The organism is Sulfitobacter sp. TBRI5, assembly GCF_051013555.1.
Lineage (GTDB): Bacteria > Pseudomonadota > Alphaproteobacteria > Rhodobacterales > Rhodobacteraceae > JL08.
Genome location: NZ_CP112884.1, coordinates 2,216,913 through 2,243,616 on the forward strand (window position 1 = coordinate 2,216,913; position 26,704 = coordinate 2,243,616).

Sequence of the window (26,704 nt, forward strand, 5' to 3'; positions counted from 1 at the left end):
GTTGTTTACTCCCTTTTTGTTGTTTTCACTCATGTTGCCCCAAAGAAGGCCAATAAGCGAACGAAAACAGCGGCTCACGTCTGCCGCACGATTTCTAACCTGAATTTGTATGCAGCTTGTGCGATTTAAAAGCGATATTATTGCATTTTATTATGCAATATGTGCATGCTATATCTGACGCATGGACAGAAATTCCATTCTTGATTTGCTGGCATTGATCCGCACCCAAAGCGTCACACTGGCGGCCCAAACCCGCAACGCATCGCAATCAGCCTATTCGCGACGCCTTCAGGCACTTGAATACAAACTTAAGGTGATGCTCGTCGACCGAAGCAAACGACCCTCCGGGCCAACCTTCCATTTACGGTCGCTTCAGCTTGAACTTGAAACCACGCTGGTCAGCCTTAATCAGCTGGAGGACGCGTTTGCCAATGAACCGACCCAGCTGATCAGGATTGCAGCGCTACACTCAATTTCGGCCAACATCTTGCCCCGCGCCCTCAAGGCACTGGGCGATGTGATGGCAGCGCATGACATTCGCCTTAGATCCGCCAACCTTGAAATCTGTTTTCAGATGCTGATGACCGAAGAGGTCGCCGCGATGATCTGCTATGAAACCGAAACCAAACGGCTGGACCCGCCCAAGGATCTGGTGCAGCGCACAAGCATTGGATTTGACAGCTTCATCCCTGTTTGTGCCGCGTATTGGCTGCCCGAACTGAAAGAGATGATCGCCAGTAATCGATCCATTCCGCTGGTCTGCTACCCGCCCGAGATTTTCATGGGTGATCTGATGCGCTCATCGCTTTTGCCGCAACTTCCTTACAAAGTGTCGATGAAACTGGTTTCAGGCCTGACACAATCCATTCTGGCAGGCATTCGCTGCGGGCTGGGTTGCGGCTGGCTTCCTGGCATCACCACATCAGACGACTTGGAAAATGGAACGTTGGTCAGAATTGATCATCTGGGATTTCCATCCTCGTCGCTGGAGATAACAATGCTAAGATTGAAAACAAAGGAATTTGAGAACCTCAAACCTACCGTCGAAGCGATTTGCCGTGAAATTTCCAACATTCTTCCGGCAAGATCGGAAGGGATATTGGGACTTGGCGCTTAAGAATTTAGTTATGTAAAAACCCTTTATATGTATGATATAATTCGAAAATTATGGCGTGAAAGGAAGGTAATTTGTTCTGAAAAGCAAATTGTGACGTAGCTTGGAGATTTCCTTCGATAACCATAGGTCACCCTTTTCAACAAAGCCGCTGCCTATCACAATACTTTGTAATTAAAACTCAGCTCATTCAGGCTTCTCCATTAGAGTTGTAAACTGCCTCAACTCGAACCTGTCTGGCCAAAGAATTTCGCCTGTTGGGAACTGGATAGTATTGTGACGATGCAACAGCGCATCGCACCAATGTGCTCACCAATACCAATGCCGGTTTTTCGCTCTCCACTGCTTTTCAGACATTATGCAGCATTAGTTGTTTTGGGCTCGACTCGGTCATCCGACTGTTTTTCTCAGATGACGGCTAAGCGCCGCTCAGCGGTCGTTCGTTCGCGAAAAACCAAATTTTCTGCTGTCAATGACCGGTTCGGGCGATAGCGGACGGTCGTCAAAAATTCGTCTATGACCGCAACGCGGGGCGGTTTCAACGGGTCGACGCAACACTTTAATCTTTGACCAAAGATGGAGTGAGCATAATGAAGTATCGTCGCCGGATATTTTTCACAGATAAACAGAAGTCAGAGATATGGGATCGATGGCAACGCGGCACAAACGAAAATACCAACCGTCTGCTGCGACAGTACTTCCCAAAGGGCACAGATTTGTCGATACATAGTCAGGCGAAGCTCAGCGCCGTCGCCAGACAACTCAACGAACGACCTCGAAAGACGCTCAACTACGAAACACCAGCCGAGCGTTTCAATGCATGTGTTGCGTCGACCCGTTGAAAACGCCGGACACTTCTGCCTTTCGCTGCAGTAGCATCATTTAGCCGTTGGCCGGCGAAAAGTCCGTCTGTATGATGATACGGCGCGGTTATGGCAATTTCGAAACTATAGAGCCATGCATGTTGGCATACTCAACACGTTCTGAGAAAAAAGGCGATGACATCGTGAAGAAAATACTCCTGCTTCTTTTGCTCGTAACGAGTTCCGGTCACGCGCATGCTGAAGGCCTTATGGACAACCTGAAGAAAGGCGCGAGCAAGGTCGGTGAGGTTGCCAAGAAAGGAGTTGATGCAGCGGGCAACGCTATAGATTCAACCAGCGAACTGGTTAAAGATGAAGAAACACCGGCGGCGACCAGAGTAAAACTCGACCGTATGGCAGATGAGGTTCTGACCCGTCTAATTGCGGAAAATCCAGAGGCTGCCCGAGCCTTGGAAGTCAGTGCTGGATATGCCGCTTTCGATATGCGGCGGATCTCCATATTTCCTCTCTCGGCAGGATATGGTCGTGGTGTGGCCGTGTCTCTCCCTGAAGGTGCCCGTACATATATGCAAATGGGGACCGGAGGTGCCGGGGCCGCATTCGGAATTGGCGGCTTTGAATCTCAGTTCGTCATCATGTTCGAGACCCCAGTCGATTTCCAACGCTTTGTGGAAAATGGATATGATGCATCCGCAGATGCGGGTGCGATGCAGGGAGACGAACGCACGACGACTGAAGTCAAATTCACAGATGGGCGGTCGTTTTTTGTGCTGAGCAAAACGGGGTGGCGCGTTAACGCAAATGCTTCTGGCACGAAGTATTGGCAAGACAAAGATCTGAATTGAGCGCCGGGGCGCAATCTCAGACCATGCTTGCTGCATCTGCGAGTATCATAGCAGGAGCACTTCCGGAATGGGCTCGACTCGGACATCTGAGTCTTTTGCTAAGATGTCCGGTTTAAAGGGCAAAGCAGACTGTGCACGTCGATCCCGAGTTTTGTTCGTCGCAAGAAATGTCCATCGCGTCAGTGGTTCGTCCAGACTCGAAGCATTCTCGAAAACCCTGCGCGCAGGGAATGAACTGCTTGATTCCCAAGCATTTCTTTGTGTCGCCAGACCATAATGTATGAGCGGGTGAAGGGAATTGCGTCGGACGGCGAGAAGTTGACGCAGAGGCGCGGGGGGTGACCATCATTCATTCTCGTAGTCTCGGCCGTGAAGGAAGCGGAAAAACTTGACGTTTGGGAAGGCCTGAAGCGAACCGCAGTCTACTGTCTCTTCGAATATTATAGAGCTGGGTTTAAGTAATTCATAATGGCGGTCATTCGCATCATAACTTTACGAATTATGTGAGTGGCCCCGACGCTCTCGGTGTATATTGCCACGGTACCGACTGACCCAGGGACCATGAAGACGGCATCTTCAGGATTGTCGGAATTGATACGCACTAAGAACGGTTCTGCAGCGACTTGCTCTGCCGCAGCAATAGAACCAGAGACTTGTGCCTGACCGCCTGAAACTGCTGGAATGACACGGTCCACGGTGCCAAAAATCAATTTTCCCGGGCGCGTTTTCATGGCGATTTCAACTTTCTGCCCGGGCTCAATGTGTCGAAGGTATATTTGGTGTATCTGCGCCACGGGCCCTGCTTCCGCTGTGTCTACGAAAGCCATGGCCGGTGCGAATGGTAAGCTGACCACCCTCTGCCCGACCGACAGGGCCAGATTGGTTACATAACCATCGCCTGGAGCGCGCACAATCGTTTGATCCAAGTTCCAGCGGGCCTGATCCAAACCGGTTTCAGCCTCGGCTAGTTTAGCAACTTTTCCTCCTGGCATGACGGCCCCCAATTCAGCTTCGGCACGGGTCACAGAGGCACGAGCCGAGTCCACTGCTGCCGCGGCCTGATCCAAATCACTTGCACGCCGTTCAAGGCGGTTCTCGGAATAAGTTCCACTATCCACCAGTTTTTTATCGTCATCATAACGAGCTTGAGCCAGCTCCTTTTGAGCGGTTGCCTGGCGAAGGCTGGCTTGCGCCGTTTTCAATGCCTCCAAGTCCTGTTTCGATTGCGCCTGAACGCGCACTAGATTGGCTTCGGCGATGTCTACCGATTGCTGAAATGGAACAGGGTCGATGCGAAAAAGGACATCGCCTTTTTTAATCGCAACATTGGGCTTGGCAACAATTTCAACCACTTGCCCAGCTACATTTGGTACGATCTGAACCACACGGGTCATGATGCGAACTGGTCCGGAAGGTGCACCCCATTGCATGGGAATAAATAGAAAGACTGTCAAAAGAACTATCCAAACGCCAGTCGTGGCCCAGGTCGCCTTTGTGTCCGGAAGAACTTTGGCACGGATCAGAACAAAAAGCACCGCCACATAGATAAGCGTGAGAAACACAATCATGACGTTGCCTCCTCATCAGAGCTGGGAAGCTGTTGTCCCGGCGAAATGTAAAAGGCCCAAACCAGAGCCAGTGGCCAGAACACACCAAGAGCGATAGCGCCGAGCCAGCCAGCCACATTCACTGCTTCGTGCTGAGGGTGGTTGCGTTGCCCAGCAATACGTCCTGGCAACATTGCCAAAAACACCCATATAACAATCACCGTGCCAATGAGCACGATGAGAACAATCCACGCAAAAATATCTAGTCCGCTCACGGAAGTCCCCAGTTTTTGTTTGCGCCAAAGCTATCATACTGAAACATGAAATTGAAAGCGGATACGTCTTTAACACTCTCAACCGATAAAACCTGAAAAGGCTTTAAGTCATGCATTTCGGACTGCGGATCGACAGTCTGCAAAGTCCGCAACTCGGTCGTTTACCCGTAGTGCTGCGAAGGTCTGCTATATGGTTTTCGACACTTTGAAGTTTAATGGGCCCAGAGCCTAAAACGGCTGATCAGCTTCGTCCTCAGTATTGTCTGAGTGTTTTGGCGGCATGTAGTCGAAGTCCGCAGGCATCCAGGGCATCCAAACGTCGCCGTCATCATAGGTCTCGAGGGTTACTCGAGACAGCGCGCGACGAAACTCTTCAAGTGATCCGAAGTCGAATCCCCGAAGGCGCGTTTCCATTAAAGGCGACACTTCGACCGAACCGTCGCCGGTCGTGTGCGTGTGGATACGTTCGCAATACCTTGCATTGCGGCAGCGCGTGGCGTGCGGGATCAGCTCTGCGACACGATGCGACACTTCCTCAGGAGTGCTCGAGCGACCGCCTGCATTGCGTACGATTTCAGTCAGCGTCTTGATCGACAAAACGCCCTTGCCCGGCAAATCATGGGGGCAGACGGCCGTCTCCGCGATCTCCGTCAGAACGGATAACACAGGGTCGGAAGACACCTTGTCCCGCGCCTTCGCTGCCGTGCCGTAACCGTAGGTAAGCGCTCTCTGATCTACGGAGTAATCCAGAAGATATTTCAGCACGATGCCGGGGCCATCTGGCGACTTCATGAACTGGTGGTATGGCTCCCAGAAAGCATATGCCGATTCCTGACCGTCATGCGTGGTCATATCGAATGGTTGCGCGACTTCGATAACCGTCCAGCGCCGATCATCTCGATCAAGATGTACGGCCTGTGTCTCGTTGGTAGTGGCGATGAAGGCAGCCGAAGGTGATACGCATTGTGATAGATGCACCACCTGCCCCAGCCAACCTTATGACGGGTGTACTGCTTGCCGTACTTTGTGGGGTAGTGTCGTTTGTTCTGGTGTCGGCGCTGATTCCATAACGCGCAACAAACTGAAGGTGCACCCCCAGCGCACCCCCGAGGGGTGCGCCCCCGAGATGTCATCTAAAAATCTCTTAATTTACAAGGGTTTATGGTGGAGCCTAGCGGGATCGAACCGCTGACCTCCTGCATGCCATGCAGGCGCTCTCCCAGCTGAGCTAAGGCCCCAATGTGCCAGACGTGTCTGGCATGCGCCGCTGTCTAGGCGCTTGCGCGGGCCGGATCAAGCGAAAAAATCCGCCCCTGCGCAGCATTTTTCTAGTCTGACGATCAGTCGTCGTCATCCGCCGCGACATCGGCGATTTCATCCAGCGAAACATCATCATCGTCGTCGTCGTCTTCCAGCAGATCATCATCCAGATCCACTTCGACGTCGTCGTCATCTACCAGCAGTTCATCATCATCGGATGCCTCTGCCTGTTTCGCCTTTGTTGTGGCCGCGTCTTCCGCATCAGCTGCGATCATCCGGCTTTTGCCGTTTTCCATTTCGACCTTTTCGCCGGTGTACGGGCTGACGATCGGCACTTGGTTCAGGTCGTAAAAGCGTTTGCCGGTTGTCGGGCAAATACGCTTAACACCCCATTCTTCCTTGGGCATGTGTAATCCCCTTTAAAAATATCATGAGTCTTGTCGACGATTCCGGCCAAGTGCCATATGAGGCAGGCAGTGTCAAAGCCTTTACGCGCAACCGAGACCACCGATGACAGATCATTCCCTTCCTGGCAATCCGCCAATTCCGCTGCTGTTTCGCCGTTCCGCCCGGGCCCGGCGCATTTCACTGCGCATTTCGCAACTGGACGGGCGCGTGACGCTGACCCTGCCCAAACGCTGCGCCGAGCGTGAAGCTCTTGAATTTGCAGCGGAGAAAGAACGGTGGATTCGCAAACATCTGGATGCGCGCAGCCCCGATACCGTTATCGGGTTGGGCGCAACCCTGCCATTTCAGGGCGCGATGTTCGAAATTGTTGCTGGGCAGGGGCGATCTGTTCTGGTCTCGGACGGGAAAATCGCTGTTCCCGGGCCGCCTGATCGTGTGCCGGCGCGCCTGTCCGGTTTCCTGAAACAGACTGCCCGCACTCGATTGGCCCATGCGTCTGATTACTATGCATCGAAACTGGGCCGGCCCTATGCCAAGCTGACCATCCGCGATACACGATCCCGCTGGGGGTCGTGTTCCGCAGAAGGGGGGCTGATGTATTCATGGCGACTGATCCTGGCCCCGACCCAGGTGCTGAATTACGTCGCGGCGCACGAAGTGGCCCATTTGCAGGAAATGAACCATTCAGAGCGTTTCTGGGATGTCGTGCAATCGCTTTACGGCGCGTACGAAGCTCCGCGCGGTTGGTTGCGTCGGGAAGGGGCCGGCCTGCACCAGTACCGGTTTTAAAAGAGATTCGAGGGAGAGATCACGCGACAGATTGACCTTTTTCCGGTTTGTGATCACAAATAGCGCATGATGATCAATCCCCGCCCGGCCGAAGCGACGCCAGCAGCCCACGATACCGTTTACCGGCGGTTGCGGACCCGTATCATGTATGGCGAAATCGCCCCCGGCAGCGCGCTGACATTACGCGGGATCGGAAAAGAGTACGGGGTTTCGATGACGCCCGCGCGCGAAGCCGTGCGCAGGCTGGTGGCCGAGGGTGCGTTGTTTCTGTCAGCGTCGGGGCGCGTTTCGACACCGGAACTGACAAGTGAACGGATCGAAGAACTGGCCGCTTTGCGTGCCTTGCTGGAAGTCGAACTTGCCAGCCGCGCCCTGCCGCGCGCGCATATGGCCCTGATCGACCGGATGCAGGCAATTGATGCCACCATTGCCGAGGCTGTCCTGAACCGCGATTCGGTCGGTTACATCCGCACAAATCTGGAGTTTCACCGCACGCTCTACCTGCGCGCACAGGCGCCGGCCATTCTGGCGATGGCAGAAACCGTCTGGTTGCAGATGGGGCCAACGATGCGCGCGCTTTACGGTCGGCTGCGCCGGACGGAACCCCCGCAATACCACCGCCTGATCCTGGCGGCGTTAAAGGCCGGGGACGAACCGGGATTGCGTCTGGCTGTCCGGTCGGATGTGACACAGGGATTGCGGATGCTGACCAGTTAAAGGGCAGGAGCCTCCGGCGGGGATATTTTCAAACAGAAGAAGATATCGGTGCTGACAGATTGCCCTTGGTGCACAAAGCGACATAACATCCCCGCAACGCATTGTGACAACATTTCGCTAAATCCTTGGGAGGACTATCATGACACATCTGACACGCCGTTCGACGCTGGGCCTGATGGGGGCGGCTGCAACGGCACCGCTGTTGGGCGCGCCGGCCTATGCCAGCACGAAACTGAATGTGGGCGCGTTGCGCTTTACCAGCCACGCGGCCAGTTTCGTCGCATTCGAGCGAGGATATTTCAGCGATGAAGGTCTGGATGTCGAATTCCGGTTCTTCGAGGCCGCCCAGCCGATGGCGGTGGCGATTGCATCAGGGGACGCGGATTATGCCGTGACAGCGATTTCCGGCGGTTTGATTTCCCTGGCAGAAAAAGGCGCGGCCAAGGTGATTGGCGGCGCGTTAAGCGAAGAAGCCGGCATTGACGGGCAGAAAATCCTGGCCTCGGATGCGGCGTTTCAGGCCGGACTGACATCTCCCGCGATGCTGGATGGCAAAAGCTTTGGGGTGACGCAACCGGGGTCTTCGTTTCATTACATGGGCGCCAAGATCAGTGGCGCTGAAGGGGCGAGCGTGCGGTTTACGCCGCTGCAAAAAGTGGGCGCCATCATTGGCGCACTGAAGTCGGGGCAGGTTGATGCGTGGTCGATCGTGCCGCACATCGCCAAACCGCTGGCTGCTTCGGGCGCGGTGCATATCATTGGCGATGTCGCCGATTATCTGCCCGGATATCAGGTGACAACCGTGTTCACATCGGCGGCCAATGCGGCGAATGAGCGGGCCAAGACCGAGGCTTTCCTGCGCGCCTTTTCGCGCGGTGCGGACGATTTCAACGCAGCCCTTGTTGATAAAACAGCCGGGGACGATGCCGCCGAAGACATGGTGAAGCTGGTTCACAAATACGTCTATACAGACCGTCCCTATGAAAAGGCCAAGCCATCAATCGTCAACGGCGCGATGCGGATCAACGCGGGCGCTGCGCTGAACATGGCGTCGGTGAAGGATCAGGTCGACTGGTTCAAATCAGAAGGCCTGATCAAGGACGATATCACGGTCGATACACTGGTTGATCCGTCTTATGTCGAGGCGGTGTAAGCCGGACCTTTGGACCTGACGCTTCAGAACATCACGCACCGCTACGGAGACGTGGCGGTGCTGGATGATATTTCGCTGGACATTCCAGCGGGCCAGATTGTGTGTATCATCGGACCGTCCGGATGTGGAAAATCGACGCTGCTGCGTTTGATCGGCGGGCTGGAACGTGCGGATCAGGGCAAGATCTTGCAACTGGGCGAACCGCCAACCGGCTGTCTGAACCCGCTGACCTTTGTCTTTCAGGATTTTGCGCTGCTGCCCTGGCGGGATGTGGCGGGCAACGTTTCCCTGGTTCTGGAAGATCACGGGTTGGGCCAAAGCAAGACGGACGCCATTGTTGCGGATGTTCTGGCGCGCACCAAACTGGGCGATTTTCGCAAGGCCCTGCCGCGCCAGTTGTCGGGCGGGATGAAGCAGCGCGTGGCGATTGCCCGCGCGCTGGCGGTGAACCCTGCCGTGATGTTGCTGGACGAACCATTGTCGGCGCTCGATGCACAAACGCGCGAATTGCTGATGGAGGATCTGATCGCGTTGTGGACGCGGGCGCCGTTCACCGGTGTTTATGTCACCCACAATCTGGCCGAAGCGGTGCGCCTTGGTCATCGGGTTGTCGTTCTTTCGCGCCGTCCGGGGCGTATCCGCGAGGTGATCGATATAGATTTGCCACTGGAAGACCGGCATATGAACCACCCCGAGCTTGAAGTGCATCAGGCGCGGCTTTGGACGCTGATGAAAGAGGAAGCAGCGGCGGCGGATCAGGAATTGTTGCATGTCTAGCGGCACCCCCGTTCCGTTTCGTGGCGGCGGGTTTCGCCCGACCGGCAAGCGCGGCGTCGGCATAGCTGTCTTTGTTGTGCTTGTCCTGATCATCGAATGGGGCACGCGCGCAGGCTGGATCAGCAATCTGACCCTGCCACGGCCCAGCGATGTGGCCGCAACATTTGTCGATCTCTGGCAAAGCGGGATGCTGTGGCAGCACCTTTGGCCATCTTTGACGCGGCTGCTGGTCGGGGGCGCCTTGGGAATTTCGGCAGGTGTCGGCATTGGCGTTCTGATTGGATTGTTCAGTTACGTCCGTGCCGGGCTGGTGCCCTTAGTGGCCGCAATATTCCCGATCCCGAAAATTGCGTTGTTGCCGCTGTTTGTGATCTGGTTCGGAATTGACGAAGCTTCGAAATACGCCCTGATCGCATTGGGGACGTTTACACCGACAGTTGTGGCAACCTATGGCGCTGTCGACAACGTCGACCGCACATTGGTGCGGATGGGGCAGAGTTTCGGCCTTGGGTGGTGGTCCATCGTGCGCAAGATCGTGCTGCCGGGGGCGCTGCCCGGTATCCTGTCGGGGCTGCGTGTCAGCGTAGCAATCGGGATTATCCTGCTGGTGGCGGCGGAAATGCTGGGGGCCGAATATGGCATCGGCGCTTACATTCTACAGGCCGGTGCCTTGTACGACCTGGAACGGTTATTTGCAGGTGTTGTGATCCTGTCGGTTCTGGGCGTCACCACCAGCGCCATGATCGGGGCTGTTGAACGCCGCGTCTTGCGCTGGCGTAGTTAGGCACCAATCACGCTGCAAGCCCCTTGGATCCCATATCCAGGTATTTGCGACGTCTGTCACTGATCAGGTCTTTGGGTTTCTGATCGCTCAGTTCATCCAGCATGGACAGGATTTCGGATTTGACGGATTTCATTGCCGTGACAGCATCGCGATGCGCGCCGCCCTTGGGTTCGGGAATGATGCGGTCGGCGACACCCAGCTGGATCAGGTCCTGCGCGGTCAGGCGCAGGGCTTCGGCGGCTTCGCGCATCTTTTCCGCATCCTTCCACAGGATTGAGGCACAGCCTTCGGGCGAAATGACCGAATAAACGGAATGTTCCAACATCGCCACACGATTGGCCGTGGCAAAGGCAACGGCCCCGCCCGATCCGCCTTCGCCGATGATCACGCTGATCAGAGGCACTCCGATTTGCAGGCATTTTTCGGTCGCGCGGGCAATCGCTTCGGACTGGCCGCGTTCTTCGGCGCCCTTGCCGGGATATGCGCCGGGCGTATCGACAAGGGTGATCACCGGCAGGCCGAACTTGCCCGCCATTTCCATCAGGCGGATGGCCTTGCGGTATCCTTCGGGGCGCGCCATGCCGAAATTGCGTTCGATGCGGGATTTTGTATCGTTGCCCTTTTCATGGCCGATCACCATCACCGGGCGTCCGTCGATGCGGGCCAGCCCGCCCATCACGGCGTGATCATCGGCAAAGTTCCGATCGCCGGCAAGTGGCGTGTATTCGCTGAACATCGCGTTGATGTAGTCGCGGCAATGCGGGCGGTCGGGGTGGCGCGCCACCTGACACTTGCGCCAAGGGGTAAGCGATTTGTAAAGATCGGTCAGCATATCGGCGGCTTTTTTGTCCAGCGCCTTGGCTTCGTCCGCGACATCCATTTCCTTGTTTGCCCGCCCCAGGGCGCGCAATTCCTCGGCCTTGCCTTCGATTTCGGCCAGCGGTTTTTCGAAATCCAGATAATGGGTCATGCGGCGCTCCTTGACGGTCACGGACCTTTATATGGCGGGCAATGCGCGCCTTTGCAATCCGGTTTGCCCGATGACGGGCAGCGTTACGGGAACAGGACAGGATAAAGCGATGCAACCAGCAGGGCCGCCATGGACCAGTTGAACATGACAAGGCGGCGCGGGTTTGTCAGGATTCGCGCCATTTGCTGTCCCAGCAACGTCCACGTGCTGACCGACGGCAGATTGATGGCCCCGAACACCGCCGCGACAAGCAGGATTGCGGCGTAGGTATTTGATGGCATGTAAACCGTCACGGCCGTGACGGCCATGGTCCATGCCTTGGGGTTGACCCACTGGAACAGTGCGGCCTGCATGAATGTCATCGGGCTGCCGACCGATACGCCTTTCTTGATCGAGGCTGCGGTGGCGATCTTGAATGCAAGAAACAAAAGATAGGCGACGCTGACGATTTTCAGAATCGTGTTGGTAACGGGAAACTGGCTAAAGACCTGCGCCAGCCCGGCCCCGACCAGAACAACCATAAAGGCAAATCCCAGCCCGACGCCCAGCATGTGCGGAATGGTGCGCCGGAATCCGAAATTGGCGCCTGACGCCATCAGCATCAGGTTGTTGGGCCCCGGTGTGATCGAGGAAACAAAGCAAAAAGCGGCTAGCGCTGTGAGGATTTCATAGTTCACTGCGCAATTATTAGTCATTTTTTGACGAATTAAGTTGCATAATTCGCGTGGCAGCGTGAAGTTTAGCAACGAATGGCAAAACTTGACCAAATAAACGATCATATATTGCGAGAACTGTCCCGTGATGGACGGATCAGCAATCTGGAGCTGGCGGATCGAGTCGGCCTGTCACCGTCCGCCTGCCTGCGCCGCGTTCAGGATCTGGAACGCGCTGGCGTGATCAAGGGATACCGCGCCGTGCTGGACCGGTCGGCCATGGGCGGTGGTTTCACGGCATATATCGGTGTCGGAATTGGGGTGCATAACAAAGCGGCGCAGGAAGCGTTTGAAAAGGCCGTCGCACACGCGCCCGAGGTGCGGGAATGCCACAACATAACCGGCACGATTGAATATTTGTTGCGCGTCGAATGTGCCGATCTGCCCTCTTACAAGCGGTTCCACACAGACGTTCTGGGCACCTTGCCGCAGGTCAGATCGCTGACATCCTATGTGGTGATGGGATCCCCCAAGGATGAACGCGCCTGATTGCGGGCATGTACCAGCGCAGGGGTTCAGTTTGAATACGGATCCTTGGCAGAGCGATCATCGGACAAAGACCCCTGTCGCTTTGCAACCAGTTCTTCGATTGCGTCGGCAAGGTGCAATTCCTGAATGTTGTAATCGCCCCGCGCAACCCGAATTCTGTGCGCGGCGATCATCACATCTGCATGGCTGTATCCGAACGGCGGCTCGAACCGGTAACAGGCCAGTTCGATCAGCAGACCCAGCGGATCCTTGAAGTAGATCGAATCCATAAAGCCGCGATCCTTCGGGCCGGAATGCTTGATCCCGCGCTGGTCCAGTCGCTCGACCGCTTGAGAAAAACTCGCCTTGCTGACGGCAAAGGCAAGATGGTGAACACATCCCGCATCGGTCGGGGTGCGTTTCGGATCCGGTTTGCGATCTTCGTTGGTAAAGACCGTGATCAGGCGGCCGTCACCGGGATCAAAATACACGTGCCCTTCGTCGGGATTGTCCAGATTGGGCTGGTCAAACACGAACGGCATGCCCAACACACCTTCCCAAAAATCGATCGAGGTTTGACGATCCGCGCCCGTGATTGTGATGTGATGAACGCCTTGCGTCTGGATTTTTCGCATAATCTTGCCCTCTGAGAGTTCGAAAGGATGTCTGATTTTAACGAACACGGCCGAAAATGTCATTTCGGTCCTGCGCACATCTTCTGTGCGTGGCGCGAGCGAAGGCAGATGTTTCAGTTTTCCGCAATGCTTGAGCGCCTCCATGGCCCAACCGTTACAAGATGCGTGCAAAGCCACTAGGAACCACGCTAGTCTCATCACGAAACGATTGCCAAATTCACAAACCCGAGAGAGGGACTGACATGGTTTCGATTATCTTCATAGGTTGTGGACACTGCACACACATCCAAGGATTTTCCGAATGAAACGTTTTTCTTTTGTCGCTGCCGCCATCCTGTCGATGAGCACAGCCGCCTTTGCTGGCGAACAGTATATTGACGAAACCGGCTTTGCGGTTTCCGGCTATGACGTGGTTGCCTATCGCAGCCTGACGCAAAACCCTGTTGGCAGCGCCCAACCCGAAGGTATTCCGGGACGCGCCGATATCACGGCTGAATATAATGGCGCCAAATTCGCCTTTTCATCTGAAGAAAACCGAGACACGTTCTTGGCCGATCCGGCGAAATACGCGCCACAGTATGACGGTCACTGCGCCTTTGGCGTTGCCAAGGGCGGTAAGGTTCCCGGGAACCCCAATCTGTGGCGGATCGTGGATGACAAGCTGTATCTGAACATTACGCAAAATGTCGTCGGATTCTGGGAAGAAGACATTCCCGGCAACCTGGAACTGTCCGAAGGCAACTGGGTCAGTCTGGATCCGCAAGAGGCATCTGACCGAACAGTGCCTGACTTTATGTCTGCGGCCCCTGTTGCCAACTAACACGCCCCAGAATGACCCGAAGGTCAAACATCCGGCGCACCTGTCGCGCCGGATGTTTGGCGTCGGTCTGGTGTCTGCCGCCGCAATTGGCGCGGTCTGGTGGCGTAAAAGAGATCTGGAAGCAAACGCCAGCGTCAAACTGGATGTTCAGGCCGCCCATGACGCGGCGGTGCGCAACGAAATCCTGTTGATCGATATCCGACGACCCGATGAATGGGCGCTAACCGGCATTCCTGCCCCGGCCGTTGCAATAGACATGCGGCGCCCGGATTTTGCGGCGCAATTACAGCGCCTGAATGCCGAATATCCCGATCGCCCCGTCGCTGTGATCTGCGCGCGCGGGGTGCGTTCGCGTCGCCTAGCGGCCAGTTTGATGGAAGCCGGGTTTGCCGGTGTTCTGGATGTGCCGGAAGGTATGCTGGGCTCTGGTGCAGGGCCGGGATGGATGGCCCGCCGATTGCCGGTGCGCCAGATGACGGCGCAGGAAAAGGCGGAAATCTGATGCGGCTTTTGGGCGTTGTTGCAGGACTGGCGATGTCGCTCGGGTTGGCAAACGCCGCCATGGCAGCCTGCAGTACATCGCCGGACCCCTGCGCAATTGCATCCGGTACCTACCATATCGAATTGCCGGAAACCGCCGCCGCGGGGCGGCCTGCGCTGATGTTTATCCATGGCTATGGCAGCACCGGCGAAGGTGCATTGCGCAACCGCGGGATGGTGGATGTGGCACTGTCACGCGGCTATGCCGTCATCGCGCCGGACGGGATGCCGATGACGGGGCGCAACGGGCGCAGCTGGTCCTTTCACCCGCTTAGAACGCAACTGCGGGACGAGGTTTCCTTTTTGCAATCAGTGCGGGATGATGCCGCCGCGCGCCACGGGCTGAATGCCGAAAACATGCTGCTGGCCGGTTTTTCGATCGGCGGTTCCATGACATCTTATCTGGCATGCGCGGTACCTGATGCCTTTGCCGCCTATGCACCTGTTGCGGGGGGCTTCTGGCGGCCGCACCCGACGACCTGCGCCGGCCCCGTCAAATTGTTTCACACCCATGGCTGGACCGACAAGACCGTTCCGCTGGAGGGGCGCGTGCTGCGCGGGGCTGACAGCAATGATCCGGCGGCCCTGATGCAGGGCGATATCTTTCACACAATGGAAATCTGGCGGGTCGCCAACGGATGTTTTCAACTGCGCGGAGACGATTTCACCGTGACAGAAGCGTTCTGGCGGCGCAGCTGGACCCGGTGCAGCGAAGGCACCGCGCTGGAACTGGCGCTGTTTCCCGGTGGGCATGGTGTGCCGCAAGGCTGGGCAGATATGGCCCTGACCTGGTTCGAGGCACAGTAGTCATTATTCCGCGGCAATCTGGGGCGCGTCGCCTGCGTTGAGCAGGGCTGCGTTTATCCTTGCGCGCTGTATGCGGGCCTGTGCAACGATACCGGGTTCGCGGATCGTGTGGGGGCTGTCCAGACGCCATCCTCCACGGGCCGTCTTGGCCAGGTTCACCGCGCTGAACGCCGACAGGGGAACCGCCAGAAGCAGGCTGGCTATGATCGGAAGCAACCAAAGCGATACCAGCCCCGCCACGATCCCGACCGCCAGCACTGCGCCGATCAGCGTTTCGAACCAGTGAAACGCGAACAGGGTGCGCAGGTTATAGCTGCTTGGCCCGCGCCGCTGTGGCATCCACCCGCCACCCGCACTGAACATGGCGCGCAATACGGCCTGTGTTTGCTGCACCATCAGAATGGGTGCATAGGCAATCGAAGACGCAACTTCGACGCCAAACGCCGTCAGGAACGCGCGGCGCCCACCAAACAGCTTTTGCGCCTTGGGCGACAGGGCGATCATGATTGCACTGGTCATTTTTGGGGTCAGCAGCATCGAGTACATGATCAACAGAAAAACCAGCGAATTTGTCTGATTGATGTCGGGCCACGCCGGAAACATCGGATTGGTTTCGTTGAAATACCTTATCACGTTCGTTTCGGCGCTTTTGCCCAGTAATGCCCAGACAATCAGCAGAATGAACCATGCCGGCGACAACAGATAGCTGACCGCGCCGTGAAACAGGTGAAAACGGGAAACCGGATGAAAACCACGCGTGGCCAGCAGGCGCAGATGTTGCAGATTGCCCCGGCACCAGCGCCGGTCCCGCAATACGTAATCGATCAACGTGGGCGGGGTTTCTTCAAAACTGCCACCGATGCGCGGCAGAAACCGAACACCCCAGCCCGCACGCCGCAGCAAACCGGCCTCGACGAAATCGTGGCTCATGATCAGCTGCTTTTCCCCGCGCAGCCCCTGAAGGTAAGGCAGACCTGCAGAGGCCGCAAAGGCGCGGGTGCGAATGATTGCGTTGTGGCCCCAGTAATTACCTTCGCGCTGGGCCCAAAGCGCCAGCCCTTCGGCCAGAAGCCACCCGTAAGCGATATTGGAAAATTGCTGGATGCGCGCAAACAGGGTTTCGGCCCCGATCAGCGTTGGAAAAGACTGGATCAGCCCTGCTGCCGGATCCGCGGCCAACTCATCCGCCAGCCGCGTTATGGCGTGCCCGCTCATCAGGCTGTCGGCATCCAGAACCAGCATCGCATCATAACCGGCGCCCCAACCGGTGATCCAATCAACCAGATTGCCAACCTTCTTGTCCGTGTTTGCAAGACGCCTGCGGTAGTAAATATTGAAGTTTTCGGGCGCTTGCGCGCGCAACGCTGTCAGGGCGGTTTCTTCTGTGCGCGCAATCGAAATGTCTTGCGTGTCGCTCAGGATAAACAGGCTGTAACTGTGTTTTGAACGTTTGCGGGCCAGATCGTCAATCATGGCGGCGGCGTTGCCAAACACATCGGCCGCGCTTTCGTTATAGATCGGGACCAACAGTGCAACACTAAGCGGTGTGTGTGCAGCGGCTGGCCCCGATGCCGGTTTGGTTGCGCTGCGCAACGTGCCCAGAACGCCGACAATGACCGTACTGACCGACAGGGAAACCCAGACGAACATCGTTCCGATCAGGAACAGCAAACCGTATTCCAGCCACGTCATTCCGGCGCTCGACAGCCAGCCGTGGATGCCGAACAGCAGGGCGGCAGTTGCCAGAAGGGCCGGAATGAAAACGGCCGCCCGCCATGCTGCAACGGGGCGTTTGGGCATCGGGGCAACCTGGCTGGCAGACCGGCGGCGCAAATCCTGCACCACCATTTCCAGCGGAGCGCGGGGAGGCATCAACGGCGCGGGGTTTTCAAAAGCGAATGTCATGGTGTCCACCGGTACAACCACACTTCGCTTAGCGGGGTTCCATCGTGGCGCAATTGCACGCGGAATTCCGCCAGTTGTGCCTCTTCAGGTTCAAATGCAAAGGCAAGCCGGGGGCCACCGGTTTCCGGGTTTGTCTGCAAAACGCCCTCGGACACGGTGCCGGCACTGGTGCGGATCAGTTTTTCGATATTGTCCAGATCGTCGGGTACCCGTGCGCCATCTTCGAAATCAATGGCAATGATAAAGCCGAGTTTCGCGTCCGGGCCAAAGGGCGGACGGGCCCCCATGCGTGTGTTCAAAACCCGCAACGGCGCGTCGGGCAGATCGGGTTCAACGCCCCAATCCATGCGATAGGCGAACTGCGCCTCGCCACCTTGTGGAATGGGATCGGACGGGCGCCAATAGGCTACAACGTTGTCATAAATCTCAAGATCGGCAGGTATTTCGACCAAGGTGACAGCCCCACGCCCCCAATCGCCCTTGGGGGTGATCCAAAGGCCGGGGCGGCGGTGATACAGCGCTTCGAGATCGGCAAAATCACCGAACCGGCGTTCGCGCTGTAACAGGCCGAACCCTTGCGGGTTGATATCGGAAAAGGCGCTGATCTGAAGACTGCGCGGATTGGTCAGCGGCCGCCAGATGGTTTCGCCCGCACCGTTGCGGATCAGCATTCCATCGCTGTCATGTACGGCGGGCCGGAAATCGGAAAACCGGTCGCGCATCGTTTCATCAAACAGAAACATCGATGTCAGGGGTGCAATGCCAACATGTGTCAGGTTGGTGCGTGCGAAAATATGTGCCTGCACATCCATTTCCAGAACAGAGCCGTGGCGGATATCGAACCGGTAAACGCCGGTACAGCTTGGTCCTTCCAGCAGGGCGTACATCACCGTGTCGCCCATTTCGGGGGCCGGTCGTTCGATCCAGTATTCGGTAAAGTCGGGAAACTCCTCGCCTTCCGGTTCACCTGTGTTTAATGCGATGCCCCGGGCAGACAGGCCGTAAATCTGCCCGGTGCCGATACCGCGAAAATAGCTGGCCCCCTGAAAGACCGCATATTCCTGAAAGATCCCGGGCTCATTCAGTTCCGCGCGCAGGCGCAAACCTGAAAAGCCCATGTTGCCGTCGACAGGCAAATCGGGAAACTGATCAGTTGTGTCAAACACGGCCATATCAAACAGTACAGGGCGTGCCGCACCGTTTTCGATCACCGATAGCTTGACCGGTTGCGGGAAATAGAGACCGGGCGGAAACACATCAACGCGCAGGGGGGCATCCGTGCCTTCAAACAGCGCATTGCGGCTGTCAAACCAGATGGCGCGGTACTGGTCATAGGTCAGGTCGATCCACGGCTGTGGAACGTTAGCGCGCGGTTCATAGGCCTGCCCGGCCATGGCGCGCGCACGCGCAATCAACGCATCGTGCGAAAACGGCGTGGCGTCACCCACCTGCAAGCCGGGTTCGCTGGCGAATGCGGCGGTGGGTACGGCGGCCAGTGCCGCCAGCGCCTTTAATACGTCACGGCGCAACATCAGCGCACTCCTGCCCGTTGGCGCCAAGGCTGGGATTTGAACCAGCCCGCACCATACGCAACCCCAATCAGCAAGGCAAAACCAAGCATGTTTACAAAAAACATCGATGCGTAGTTGCGGCCCAGAACATCCAGCAACACGCCCAACAGCCGCGCAAGATACATTGACGCGATGAACACCGCCAGAGATTGCTGGCCCACTTTCATGATCACCTTCAGCACGAAGCGCCATATCCGCGCGCCCAAGCTATCCTGCGAGGGCGGCAATAAGCGTGCGCCCTTCGGGCCAACCGCGACCCACGCCAGATAGGCCAGCGCGAGGAAATGGACATATCGCAGCAATCCAAAATCCGTCTTGTCGGTAAAGAAACTCAGGCTGTTGCGCACCTCGCGCAGTTCGGGAAACGTGCCCAGCAGGCGGAAATAGGACAGGGGTACAATGACAAGAACCACAGCAGCGGCCAGCATGATCAAACGGCGGTCCACCGGCGGCACCGGCAACCAGCCCGACATCAGCGCAAACCCGGTGAAAAACACCAGTTGCCAGCCAAACGGATTAAAAAACCATTCACGTTCGGACCAGGGTTCCGCCGGCAGCGCCAGCCCGCCCAGATCCGCCGCCGCCCAAACAAGAACGATAAATCCCAAGGCGGCCAGCGGCGCAAAACGGTAAAGTGCGATCACAACCGGCATCATCGCCAGCACAACCAGATACATCGGCAGGATGTCAAAATAGTTGGGCACATATCGCAGCGTGACCAAGGCGGGCAGGTTTGTCATCGGATCCTTGAAGAAAGGATAAAGATTAAGCTGCCCGACATAATCGCGCGAAAACAGTTCCGACGCATTCAACGCTGCCATCGTGACTGCGATGGCGATGAACAGGCAGATATGGGCCCAATACACCTGCCAGCAGCGAAACGCCACGCGGGCTGTGCCCATGGGCAGGCCCTGATCGCGAAACACCTTTCCAAAGGCGATGGCCGAGGCCATGCCGGAACAGAATACAAATACTTCGGTCGCGTCCGAAAATCCGAACCGCGCCGGGATCCACAGGGTCAGCCAGTTGCCAGGCGTGTGCGCGATCAGGATGATGAACATCGTCATGCCGCGAAAGAAATCCAGTCGCGGATCGCGTATGGTAGGCACAGCACCCCCGGGCGCGCTTTTGGCACGGTCGGGGTTCTGGGCCGTCATTTGGATCGGGTCCGCCAAGGTCATTGCCATTCTGGTCCGTTGCATTCGGTGCTGCTATTGCGCCGGAATTCGGCTGGCGTCCAGTCTTGCTGCGTCCAGTGCGGCAAAACGGCTGGCGGCAAACGCATCTTCGGCGCCGCCGCGCCGCACCAGCCTGTGCGTCAGGATTGCCTCGGTCTGATCGAACTGACCCGCGCGCAGGCCAGCATCAATGGTGATCCGTTCGAACACATCGCGCTGGGCGTGGCTGCCCCCGATGGTTTGCATCTTGGGACGGGCCGCGGCCAGCTGGCGGAACGCTTCGCCGTAATGCCCTTCGGCAAATGCAGTCAGGCCAGATGCGGCTGCGACACCGGGATCGGCCGCGATCTGGTTCATCTCACCGGGCGCTTGTGCGCTGGAGGCAAAGCGCCCCAAAAGGGCCTGGGCATCTGAGGGTCTTTTGTCGCCGGTCAGGGCAAGCATGTAATGAAGATCAGCAAAAACAACACATCCGTCATCGGTTCGCTTTTGTGCCAGATCAGCAAGCTCGCCCCAGCGGTCGCCCACTGCGATGCCTTCCAGTTCCAGCCGCATCAACAGCGATGTTGCATTGGCAATGTCGCGATAATCATCTGTTTTGTCATGCCGGATTTTCTGATCGTAAAGATCAAGCACCTGATCCTGTTCGCCCAGATCAAGGTGCAACAGCGCCTTGTGCCACCAGACATGATACCGGAAATTGTTGCAGTGCAGCCACGCGCTGTCATAATCCTCGATCAGTTTTATGCCGCCTGCGGAACGTCCGGTCATGTCAAAAACATGGGTGACTGCGTGCAGCCCCCATGCGTCGTCCTTTGCATGTTCAAGCCCGATCAGGCCCTGTTTTTCTGCTTTTGCATATTCGCCGGCCTCTTCCAGCGCGAAAGCATGACAGCCAAGCGCATATCCACGGCAGGGGTGGTCTTCACCGTGCGCGGGCAACACCGCTTCGACAGAGCGCAACATGCCGGGACCGTCGCCCAGAATGAACCGGATCGCGTGGCTGACCTTCATTGAAAGCGTGTCAGCGGGGTTTTGCGCCAGAATCTTTTCCATTTCTGAAATGGCGCCGCTGGGTCTGCCTGCCAGCCAGGCCTCCAGCGCGGTGATCCAGCCCCGTTCGCGGAAAGTACGGCCCGAAATGGGGGCAGCATGGCGCGCGGCGCGCAGCGCTGTGCGGGCGGTGTCCATCAACTCGCGTCGCCCCATCATTATCGAAAACAGCCCGCGCGCGGCATGGCCCATTGCAAAATCAGGTTCGCGATCCAGAACGGCAGCCAGCCGAACGGGGGTGTCCGTGCCATGCGCCAGAAAGGCCAGAACCATCGCGTTCCAGTCTTCCAGCGCTTCCGCTTTCGTCAAAGTCACGTCACTATTACAGATGTCTGTGGCCATGCGGCCCTCCTGACAGAATACCAATAGGGTTTGTGTGTACTGTGTTTATGCCGCAAAAAAAGAGATGGTGCGCACCTCACACGCAACCGTGAAGCGGATCGCGGACTTCGTGAATAGGAGTGAACAGATCGGCGTGATTCAGCCGGTTTTATTACGATCTGCCCAGCCTTTAGGCGTCTTTCGGATCAAGCAGACTGTCCAGTATTTCATCCGTATGCTGGCCAAAATGCGGTGGTGCCATCCGGTATTGGACGGGGGTGCGTGAAAATCGCAAGGGATTGCCCAGCAGGCGCACCTGGCCTCCATCAACTCCGGGACAATCCGCGCTGACGACCATTTCGCGTGCTTCTGCCTGATCCGACGTCAATGCCTGCTCTACATTCAGAATCGGGCCTACCGGTACGCCGACAGAGTTCAACCGCTCCAATATCTCGGCCACCGGCAGCTTTTCCAGCGCAGGGTGCAGATGCCCCATCAACGCTTCGCGGTGTTGCAGACGCATCGAATTTGTCGCGTAATCCGGGTTTGCCGAAAGATCGGTAAGACCGATAACATCGCAAAAACGTGCGAACTGGGCATCGTTGCCGACGGCGATCAGAACATGGCCATCCGCCCCTGCAAACGCATCATAGGGCACGATATTTGGATGCGCATTGCCGCGACGTTGCGGCAACTGGCCGGATGCCAGAAAATTCGTACCTTCGTTGATCAGCCAGGCCATCTGCGCATCAACCAGCGACAGATCGATATGTTGGCCTTGTCCTGTTGCGTCCCGGTGGCGCAGCGCAGCCAGTATGCCGACGGTCGCGTACATGCCGCACATCACGTCCGCGATGCCAACGCCCACTTTCATCGGTGGCCCGTCCGGTGCGCCTGTCAGGCTCATGATGCCGCCATAGCCCTGCGCCATCAGATCGTAACCGGGGCGGTTGCGGTTGGGGCCGGTCTGGCCGAACCCGGAAATGGAACAATAGACCAGTCCGGGATGGGCCGCACACAGCGTCCGGTGATCCAGCCCGTATTTCACCAACCCGTCCGGTTTGTAGTTCTCGATCACTACATCAGCGCGTGCGGCCAGCCTGCGCACGGTCTGTTGGCCGTCTTTCGTTGCAATATCGATTGCCACAGATTTTTTGTTGCGGTTCGCGGCCATGAAATAAGCGCTGAGATCGGTGTCTTTTCCGTCCACTCCCGGTGCATAAGGCGGCCCCCAGCCGCGCGTATCATCGCCATCGGTTTTGGGGTTTTCAATCTTGATCACCGTGGCCCCCAGATCGCCCAGCAATTGCGTTGCAGTCGGCCCGGCCAGAATGCGCGTCAGATCAAGCACAATCAGCCCGTCAAGTGCCATCGGTGTGTCAGATACGTCCGTCATAACTGTTCCGTTCGATGATGGCGGCGATCACGGTGAATGTGTCAGCCGATTGCGCGGTTTCCAGTGCCTCGCGCAATTCAGCCCGCGAAGTTACGGTATGACCGGCCCCTCCGAAAGCGGCCCCCATTGCCGCGAAATCGTGATGCCCGAAATCGACACCCTGATTGGACATCTGGCGCGCCCGCTGTTTCATTTCGATCAGGGAAAGGGATGCATCGACAAAGACGACAAATATGGTGTTCAGGCCCAGTTCCGCGGCGGTGCTCAATTCGCCGGCCACCATCAGGAACCCCGCATCGCCGGAAAACGAAACAACCGGCCTGTCCGGTTCCACAAGTGACATGCCCATCGCCAGCGGCAGGGCGCAGCCCATCGTGCACAATGCGGTGGATTGCACCAATCCGCGCGGTTCGTAACATTCCCACATCTGCGACAGCAAAATACGATGCGCGCCGCTGTCCACACTGGCCAGTGTGTCGCGCGGCAGGGTCTTGCGGCATTCGTTGATGATTGCGGCCGGTCCCCAGCCTTCGTCCTGAGGAAAGGCATTGGCCAATTCGGCCTTGACGCGTGCGACTTCTCCGTCTTGCCAGGTGGTTTGCGGCGACACGTTGTCGCCAATCGCGTTCAGCGTTGCCGTACAGTCGGCTATGAAATTCAGTGTCGCCTGATGCATGTAATGGTGATTGGGTTCGGCAATGATATCGATCATGTTGGTGACCGAGGCATCCCAGACATTGCGCCAGCCCGGGCGCATTTCGATCGGATCATAGCCGACACCGATAATCAGATCAGACTGTTCCACCAGTTTCAGCAGGACCGCGTCAGCCTTGGGGGAAAGGCCGGCACCGCCCAGTGCCAGATCGTGGTCTTCCGCGATCAACCCCTTGGCCTTGTATGTGGTGATGACGGGTGCGCCGAATGTCTCGGCAAAGGACAACAGCGCAGTGGCCGCGTTCTGGTTCATTGCATCGACACCGGCCACAACAAGCGGCCTTCTGGCGTTTGCAAGCATGGCGCGGGCCCGTTCCAGATCGGGGCCGCTTGGGGCTGTCGGGGATGCATCTGTACGGCAGGTTGGCACAATGCCGGTCACAAGCGCATCCGCGACTTCGACGGGGACATCTATATGGACCGGTCCGGGTCTGCCTTCTGTGGCGATTGCAACGGCCTTGTCTGCGATCGTGTGTGCGGCCCCCTGGGACAGCGTAAAAGTGGCTTTGGTAATGGCGCGAAACACGCGCGTTTGATCCAGAACCTGATGCGTATAGGTCTGTGCCTCGTCTGCATCAACGCAGCCTGTCAGCACGATCATCGGAACGCGATCCTGATGTGCGTTGGCCACGACATTCAGGCCGTTCAATGCGCCGGGCCCGACTGTGGCCACCAGGATGCCGGGTGCGCCATCGCGATGATAGACACCTTCGGCCATGAACCCGGCGGCATTTTCATGCTTGGCCAGAATGAACCTGATCCCGGCGCGTTGAAGCGCATCAACAAGGGTCAGCACTTCTCCTCCGGGCATACCAAACGCATGGCGGCAACCGGCCTTGTACAACCGTTTGGCAATGGCATCGGCTGCGCGCATTTTTTCAGGTGCGGAATAAGTCAATGTGAACCTCGGGCTGGATTGCGAATTCAACACAGCTTTCTCATGAGGGCCGTTGGGTCGCAACTCCTATTCACGCAGAGGTGTAGAGCGCGGCAATTCAATCAAAAAGCCCGACCCGCATGAAGCAGGCCGGGCTTTTCCGTATTTTCAGCAAAAAGAAGCGGTTGTAACGCGTGTTAGCGTTTACGGTCGCGTCGCGCGCTCATTGGTTGGAAGGCAACGCCGACATGGGCTTCGCAATAGGGCTTGCCGGCTTTGACCGGAAGACCACAGAACCAGAAATCATCTGTCGCAGGATCACCGACAGGCCATTTGCAGGTCCGTTCGGTCAATTCCATCAGCGTCAGCCGTTTGGCCTTTTTTTCGATTTCGCTGACCTTGGCCAGCGCTTCGGGGCTGATTTCATTGGCGGAAGGTTGTGGTGGCAGGGGCTGACCGGCGGGAATGATCTGCTTGCGGATCGGCAGAACGGGCTTGGGCGGTTCGGGTTGTTCTTCGGTCTGCACGTCTGGCTTTGGTGCAGATTTGGGTTTGGCCTCGGCTTTTGCGGCGGGTTTCGCCTTGGGTTCGGCTTTGGCTGTGCCGCCGCTGCCTGCGCGGTTCGACAGCCCCAGACGGTGCACCTTGCCGATAACAGCGTTCCGGGTAACGCCCCCCAGTTCCTTTGCAATCTGGCTTGCGGATTGGCCTTCGCCCCACATCTTCTTGAGTATCTCTACGCGCTCATCTGTCCAGGACATGGGGCTTTCCTTAGCTAAAAAGCGGCCCCGTTGTGGACCGCCCTTAAAAATCGTGTCAGCGACCTATTCTAATCACTGCGGGACGAGTTACAAGGCGTCTTGCACACGCAATGCCGATCAATGCGGTTTTGCCGATGCCGCCGCAATCTCAGACAGACGGGGCATCCGGCGTCATGGGCAATGCAGGTGCGCGTGGCGGTTCCATCGAAACGCGGGCCTGACCCAGCCGGGGATGCAGGCGCGATGCGATGGCCCACGCCCCAAACATGGCCAGACCGCCAACCAAGAAAATGCCGGACGTGGGGGCGACAATCAGCACCAGCCATGCCCCACCCGGCGTCAGAATGCCCGATACGTCGCGAAAACTGGAATAGACGGCGGACATTTCTGTTCGTTCCGACGGCTTGACTGCCATCAGAAATGGCAATCCGCCGCACACATCCAGAACGATCAGAAAGAAAGATCCCAACATCAGCGCAGCCACACTTATGGCAGGCCAACCGGACAAAACCGCAGCCGCGCAAAACGTGATGCCCGCCAGCGCAAATCCGGTCTGAACCGATTGGCGCAATGAACGCCGCAGCATCCAGCGCAGGATCAGCGGGGCTGAAAACAGACAGGCATTGGTTGCCGAAAGCAGGATGCCGCCCAGTTGGTCGCTCAGCCCGTTCTCGATTGCGAAAATCGGCAGGTAAACGACATAAATCCACCAGCCGCATGACCGGATCACCGCAAACAGCCAACCCGCAACCAGCCTTGGTTGCACAAAAAAGCGGGTCAGGAACGCGACGGGATTGGGGGCCGGCGCGCGCGCCCGTGTGATGAGTTTGCCGTTCCCCAGACGCAAGTACCAGAACATTGCCAGCATCGAGGCGCAGGAAAAAGCCGCGATCAGAAACGGCAGGGCGGGCCACCAAGCGTATAACAGAACGCCGATTGCGGGGCCTGCCGTCCAGCCTGCGGCGCTGTAGAGCATCCGCGACGTTTCACATTTTCCAAGATCAATCTTGGCGATGTAATCCAGCACGTAGGCGTTAAAGCAGACAAAAGTGACAACGATGGCGACTGTGTTCAAACCGACCGCGACAACAACGGCTGCGGGCGTGTCCAGAATAGCTATAAGCGATCCGGAAATATACATGACAGCGCCGCATGTATACATCCAGCGGCGTGGCAGAAACCTGATCAGCCATGGCACCATCAAGCCCACAAGAAGCGAAACAACACCAAAGACAAAATAGATGCTGGATACAAGCTGGGCATCCCCAAGCGTGCGATACATCAAGAGCGGAATGACCGAAATCAGAATGCCGCGCGCCACCGCCTCAAGCCCGGCCAGAACCGCAAAACCGCGCACGCTGGGGGCCGGCGCGTGACGCAGCCATTCGGGAATACGACGTTCATGCATTGTTCAGGCCTTGGTGTTTTGCGGCCAAAGTGGCGAAATACTGTGCCGAATGCGCCCTTGTTTGCGACAGGCTT

The 26,704-nt window shown here is 57.2% G+C and carries 26 protein-coding genes, 1 tRNA gene and 1 pseudogene; 12 read left to right on the forward strand and 16 right to left on the reverse strand.

Annotation, left to right across the window (positions count from 1 at the left end; all coding sequences use genetic code 11):
* Nucleotides 1-181: 181 nt before the first annotated feature.
* From OLX72_RS11135 to OLX72_RS11145, 3 genes and pseudogenes are all read left to right on the forward strand, one after another.
* Nucleotides 182-1,117 carry a LysR family transcriptional regulator gene (locus OLX72_RS11135; protein WP_114870441.1) on the forward strand — a complete coding sequence of 312 codons (936 nt, stop codon included), beginning with the start codon at nt 182-184 and terminating at the stop codon, nt 1,115-1,117.
* Between the two features lie 647 nt (nt 1,118-1,764).
* Nucleotides 1,765-1,956, forward strand: a pseudogene (locus OLX72_RS11140) (transposase); the annotation flags it as partial.
* 119 nt (nt 1,957-2,075) lie between these two features.
* Nucleotides 2,076-2,783, forward strand: coding sequence for a hypothetical protein (locus OLX72_RS11145; RefSeq protein ID WP_433988661.1), 708 nt, complete (start codon nt 2,076-2,078; stop codon nt 2,781-2,783).
* Between the two features lie 440 nt (nt 2,784-3,223).
* On the opposite strand, the gene OLX72_RS11150 is transcribed toward OLX72_RS11145, so the two are convergent.
* The 5 genes from OLX72_RS11150 to OLX72_RS11170 all read right to left on the reverse strand — a co-directional run bounded on the left by OLX72_RS11150 (nt 3,224) and on the right by OLX72_RS11170 (nt 6,272).
* Nucleotides 3,224-4,351, reverse strand: coding sequence for an HlyD family secretion protein (locus OLX72_RS11150; protein ID WP_433988662.1), 1,128 nt, complete (start codon nt 4,349-4,351; stop codon nt 3,224-3,226).
* A complete protein-coding gene (locus OLX72_RS11155; protein ID WP_433988663.1) occupies nt 4,348-4,605 on the reverse strand; it encodes a DUF3302 domain-containing protein in 258 nt (85 codons plus the stop codon). The genes OLX72_RS11150 and OLX72_RS11155 overlap by 4 nt, the downstream gene beginning before the upstream one ends.
* Nucleotides 4,606-4,833: 228 nt before the next feature.
* A complete protein-coding gene (locus OLX72_RS11160; protein ID WP_433988664.1) occupies nt 4,834-5,583 on the reverse strand; it encodes a hypothetical protein in 750 nt (249 codons plus the stop codon).
* A 184-nt stretch (nt 5,584-5,767) separates the two neighbouring features.
* Nucleotides 5,768-5,843: transfer RNA gene (locus OLX72_RS11165), tRNA-Ala, on the reverse strand.
* A gap of 102 nt (nt 5,844-5,945) precedes the next feature.
* Nucleotides 5,946-6,272, reverse strand: coding sequence for a TIGR02300 family protein (locus tag OLX72_RS11170; RefSeq protein WP_114871166.1), 327 nt, complete (start codon nt 6,270-6,272; stop codon nt 5,946-5,948).
* 103 nt (nt 6,273-6,375) lie between these two features.
* Between OLX72_RS11170 and OLX72_RS11175 the strand changes: the two genes are divergently transcribed.
* The 5 genes from OLX72_RS11175 to OLX72_RS11195 all read left to right on the forward strand — a co-directional run bounded on the left by OLX72_RS11175 (nt 6,376) and on the right by OLX72_RS11195 (nt 10,493).
* Nucleotides 6,376-7,062 (forward strand): M48 family metallopeptidase, encoded by a 687-nt coding sequence (locus OLX72_RS11175; RefSeq protein WP_114871165.1) that lies wholly within the window; start codon nt 6,376-6,378, stop codon nt 7,060-7,062.
* Between the two features lie 66 nt (nt 7,063-7,128).
* Entirely contained in the window at nt 7,129-7,779 is a 651-nt protein-coding gene (locus OLX72_RS11180; protein ID WP_114871164.1) for a GntR family transcriptional regulator, read from the forward strand.
* Between the two features lie 139 nt (nt 7,780-7,918).
* Nucleotides 7,919-8,932: an ABC transporter substrate-binding protein gene (locus OLX72_RS11185; protein WP_433988665.1), complete on the forward strand. Its 1,014-nt coding sequence runs from the start codon at nt 7,919-7,921 to the stop codon at nt 8,930-8,932.
* 9 nt (nt 8,933-8,941) lie between these two features.
* Nucleotides 8,942-9,709, forward strand: a complete 768-nt coding sequence (locus OLX72_RS11190) for an ABC transporter ATP-binding protein (protein WP_433988666.1) — start codon at nt 8,942-8,944, stop codon at nt 9,707-9,709.
* Nucleotides 9,702-10,493 carry an ABC transporter permease gene (locus OLX72_RS11195; protein WP_433988667.1) on the forward strand — a complete coding sequence of 264 codons (792 nt, stop codon included), beginning with the start codon at nt 9,702-9,704 and terminating at the stop codon, nt 10,491-10,493. Before OLX72_RS11190 ends, OLX72_RS11195 begins: the two co-directional genes overlap by 8 nt.
* A gap of 7 nt (nt 10,494-10,500) precedes the next feature.
* On the opposite strand, the gene OLX72_RS11200 is transcribed toward OLX72_RS11195, so the two are convergent.
* Entirely contained in the window at nt 10,501-11,463 is a 963-nt protein-coding gene (locus tag OLX72_RS11200; RefSeq protein WP_433988668.1) for an acetyl-CoA carboxylase carboxyltransferase subunit alpha, read from the reverse strand.
* A gap of 83 nt (nt 11,464-11,546) precedes the next feature.
* Entirely contained in the window at nt 11,547-12,140 is a 594-nt protein-coding gene (locus OLX72_RS11205) for a LysE family translocator (protein WP_114871160.1), read from the reverse strand.
* 72 nt (nt 12,141-12,212) lie between these two features.
* Here OLX72_RS11205 and OLX72_RS11210 point away from each other — a divergent pair, with 72 nt between their 5' ends.
* A complete protein-coding gene (locus OLX72_RS11210; RefSeq protein WP_433988669.1) occupies nt 12,213-12,665 on the forward strand; it encodes an Lrp/AsnC family transcriptional regulator in 453 nt (150 codons plus the stop codon).
* A 26-nt stretch (nt 12,666-12,691) separates the two neighbouring features.
* Here the strand turns inward: OLX72_RS11210 and OLX72_RS11215 are convergent, their stop codons facing one another.
* On the reverse strand, nt 12,692-13,279 hold the full coding sequence (locus OLX72_RS11215) for a VOC family protein (protein WP_114872389.1): 588 nt from the start codon (nt 13,277-13,279) through the stop codon (nt 12,692-12,694).
* Nucleotides 13,280-13,580: 301 nt separating this feature from the next.
* Between OLX72_RS11215 and OLX72_RS11220 the strand changes: the two genes are divergently transcribed.
* The 3 genes from OLX72_RS11220 to OLX72_RS11230 are packed head-to-tail and all read left to right on the forward strand — an operon-like array spanning nt 13,581 to nt 15,446.
* Complete coding sequence (locus OLX72_RS11220) at nt 13,581-14,099, forward strand: YHS domain-containing (seleno)protein (protein ID WP_114871158.1); 519 nt, start codon at nt 13,581-13,583, stop codon at nt 14,097-14,099.
* Nucleotides 14,089-14,601: a rhodanese-like domain-containing protein gene (locus tag OLX72_RS11225; protein WP_254684628.1), complete on the forward strand. Its 513-nt coding sequence runs from the start codon at nt 14,089-14,091 to the stop codon at nt 14,599-14,601. The genes OLX72_RS11220 and OLX72_RS11225 overlap by 11 nt, the downstream gene beginning before the upstream one ends.
* Nucleotides 14,541-15,446, forward strand: a complete 906-nt coding sequence (locus OLX72_RS11230; RefSeq protein WP_254684627.1) for an alpha/beta hydrolase family esterase — start codon at nt 14,541-14,543, stop codon at nt 15,444-15,446. Before OLX72_RS11225 ends, OLX72_RS11230 begins: the two co-directional genes overlap by 61 nt.
* A 3-nt stretch (nt 15,447-15,449) precedes the next feature.
* Here the strand turns inward: OLX72_RS11230 and mdoH are convergent, their stop codons facing one another.
* The 8 genes from mdoH to OLX72_RS11270 form a co-directional block, all read right to left on the reverse strand.
* Nucleotides 15,450-17,351: a glucans biosynthesis glucosyltransferase MdoH gene (mdoH, locus tag OLX72_RS11235; protein ID WP_433988670.1), complete on the reverse strand. Its 1,902-nt coding sequence runs from the start codon at nt 17,349-17,351 to the stop codon at nt 15,450-15,452.
* On the reverse strand, nt 17,348-18,883 hold the full coding sequence (locus OLX72_RS11240) for a glucan biosynthesis protein (RefSeq protein ID WP_114871156.1): 1,536 nt from the start codon (nt 18,881-18,883) through the stop codon (nt 17,348-17,350). The genes mdoH and OLX72_RS11240 overlap by 4 nt, the downstream gene beginning before the upstream one ends.
* Nucleotides 18,883-20,103, reverse strand: a complete 1,221-nt coding sequence (locus OLX72_RS11245; RefSeq protein ID WP_433990456.1) for an OpgC family protein — start codon at nt 20,101-20,103, stop codon at nt 18,883-18,885. Before OLX72_RS11245 ends, OLX72_RS11240 begins: the two co-directional genes overlap by 1 nt.
* Before the next feature lie 30 nt (nt 20,104-20,133).
* Nucleotides 20,134-21,495 carry a tetratricopeptide repeat protein gene (locus OLX72_RS11250; protein ID WP_433988671.1) on the reverse strand — a complete coding sequence of 454 codons (1,362 nt, stop codon included), beginning with the start codon at nt 21,493-21,495 and terminating at the stop codon, nt 20,134-20,136.
* A 169-nt stretch (nt 21,496-21,664) separates the two neighbouring features.
* On the reverse strand, nt 21,665-22,870 hold the full coding sequence (locus tag OLX72_RS11255) for a CaiB/BaiF CoA transferase family protein (protein WP_114871154.1): 1,206 nt from the start codon (nt 22,868-22,870) through the stop codon (nt 21,665-21,667).
* The gene (locus OLX72_RS11260; protein ID WP_114871153.1) at nt 22,854-24,458 is read right to left on the reverse strand and encodes a thiamine pyrophosphate-binding protein; all 1,605 of its coding nucleotides are present in this window, start codon (nt 24,456-24,458) and stop codon (nt 22,854-22,856) included. The genes OLX72_RS11255 and OLX72_RS11260 overlap by 17 nt, the downstream gene beginning before the upstream one ends.
* Nucleotides 24,459-24,658: 200 nt before the next feature.
* Nucleotides 24,659-25,222, reverse strand: coding sequence for a GcrA family cell cycle regulator (locus OLX72_RS11265; protein WP_114871152.1), 564 nt, complete (start codon nt 25,220-25,222; stop codon nt 24,659-24,661).
* A 148-nt stretch (nt 25,223-25,370) separates the two neighbouring features.
* Entirely contained in the window at nt 25,371-26,630 is a 1,260-nt protein-coding gene (locus tag OLX72_RS11270) for an MFS transporter (protein WP_114871151.1), read from the reverse strand.
* Nucleotides 26,631-26,704 lie beyond the last annotated feature (74 nt).

Excerpts from the sequence above, each read along its gene's own strand:
- mdoH (WP_433988670.1), bottom strand. The coding sequence starts at position 17,351 with ATGACATTCGCTTTTGAAAACCCCGCGCCGTTGATGCCTCCCCGCGCT.
- OLX72_RS11135 (WP_114870441.1), top strand. The coding sequence starts at position 182 with ATGGACAGAAATTCCATTCTTGATTTGCTGGCATTGATCCGCACCCAA.
- OLX72_RS11170 (WP_114871166.1), bottom strand. The coding sequence starts at position 6,272 with ATGCCCAAGGAAGAATGGGGTGTTAAGCGTATTTGCCCGACAACCGGC.
- OLX72_RS11195 (WP_433988667.1), top strand. The coding sequence starts at position 9,702 with ATGTCTAGCGGCACCCCCGTTCCGTTTCGTGGCGGCGGGTTTCGCCCG.
- OLX72_RS11215 (WP_114872389.1), bottom strand. The coding sequence starts at position 13,279 with ATGCGAAAAATCCAGACGCAAGGCGTTCATCACATCACAATCACGGGC.
- OLX72_RS11175 (WP_114871165.1), top strand. The coding sequence starts at position 6,376 with ATGACAGATCATTCCCTTCCTGGCAATCCGCCAATTCCGCTGCTGTTT.
- OLX72_RS11220 (WP_114871158.1), top strand. The coding sequence starts at position 13,581 with ATGAAACGTTTTTCTTTTGTCGCTGCCGCCATCCTGTCGATGAGCACA.
- OLX72_RS11255 (WP_114871154.1), bottom strand. The coding sequence starts at position 22,870 with ATGACGGACGTATCTGACACACCGATGGCACTTGACGGGCTGATTGTG.
- OLX72_RS11200 (WP_433988668.1), bottom strand. The coding sequence starts at position 11,463 with ATGACCCATTATCTGGATTTCGAAAAACCGCTGGCCGAAATCGAAGGC.
- OLX72_RS11250 (WP_433988671.1), bottom strand. The coding sequence starts at position 21,495 with ATGGCCACAGACATCTGTAATAGTGACGTGACTTTGACGAAAGCGGAA.
- OLX72_RS11240 (WP_114871156.1), bottom strand. The coding sequence starts at position 18,883 with ATGTTGCGCCGTGACGTATTAAAGGCGCTGGCGGCACTGGCCGCCGTA.
- OLX72_RS11230 (WP_254684627.1), top strand. The coding sequence starts at position 14,541 with ATGGATGGCCCGCCGATTGCCGGTGCGCCAGATGACGGCGCAGGAAAA.
- OLX72_RS11145 (WP_433988661.1), top strand. The coding sequence starts at position 2,076 with ATGTTGGCATACTCAACACGTTCTGAGAAAAAAGGCGATGACATCGTG.
- OLX72_RS11245 (WP_433990456.1), bottom strand. The coding sequence starts at position 20,103 with ATGACCTTGGCGGACCCGATCCAAATGACGGCCCAGAACCCCGACCGT.
- OLX72_RS11150 (WP_433988662.1), bottom strand. The coding sequence starts at position 4,351 with ATGATTGTGTTTCTCACGCTTATCTATGTGGCGGTGCTTTTTGTTCTG.
- OLX72_RS11180 (WP_114871164.1), top strand. The coding sequence starts at position 7,129 with ATGATGATCAATCCCCGCCCGGCCGAAGCGACGCCAGCAGCCCACGAT.
- OLX72_RS11185 (WP_433988665.1), top strand. The coding sequence starts at position 7,919 with ATGACACATCTGACACGCCGTTCGACGCTGGGCCTGATGGGGGCGGCT.
- OLX72_RS11265 (WP_114871152.1), bottom strand. The coding sequence starts at position 25,222 with ATGTCCTGGACAGATGAGCGCGTAGAGATACTCAAGAAGATGTGGGGC.
- OLX72_RS11210 (WP_433988669.1), top strand. The coding sequence starts at position 12,213 with ATGGCAAAACTTGACCAAATAAACGATCATATATTGCGAGAACTGTCC.
- OLX72_RS11260 (WP_114871153.1), bottom strand. The coding sequence starts at position 24,458 with ATGCGCGCAGCCGATGCCATTGCCAAACGGTTGTACAAGGCCGGTTGC.
- OLX72_RS11270 (WP_114871151.1), bottom strand. The coding sequence starts at position 26,630 with ATGCATGAACGTCGTATTCCCGAATGGCTGCGTCACGCGCCGGCCCCC.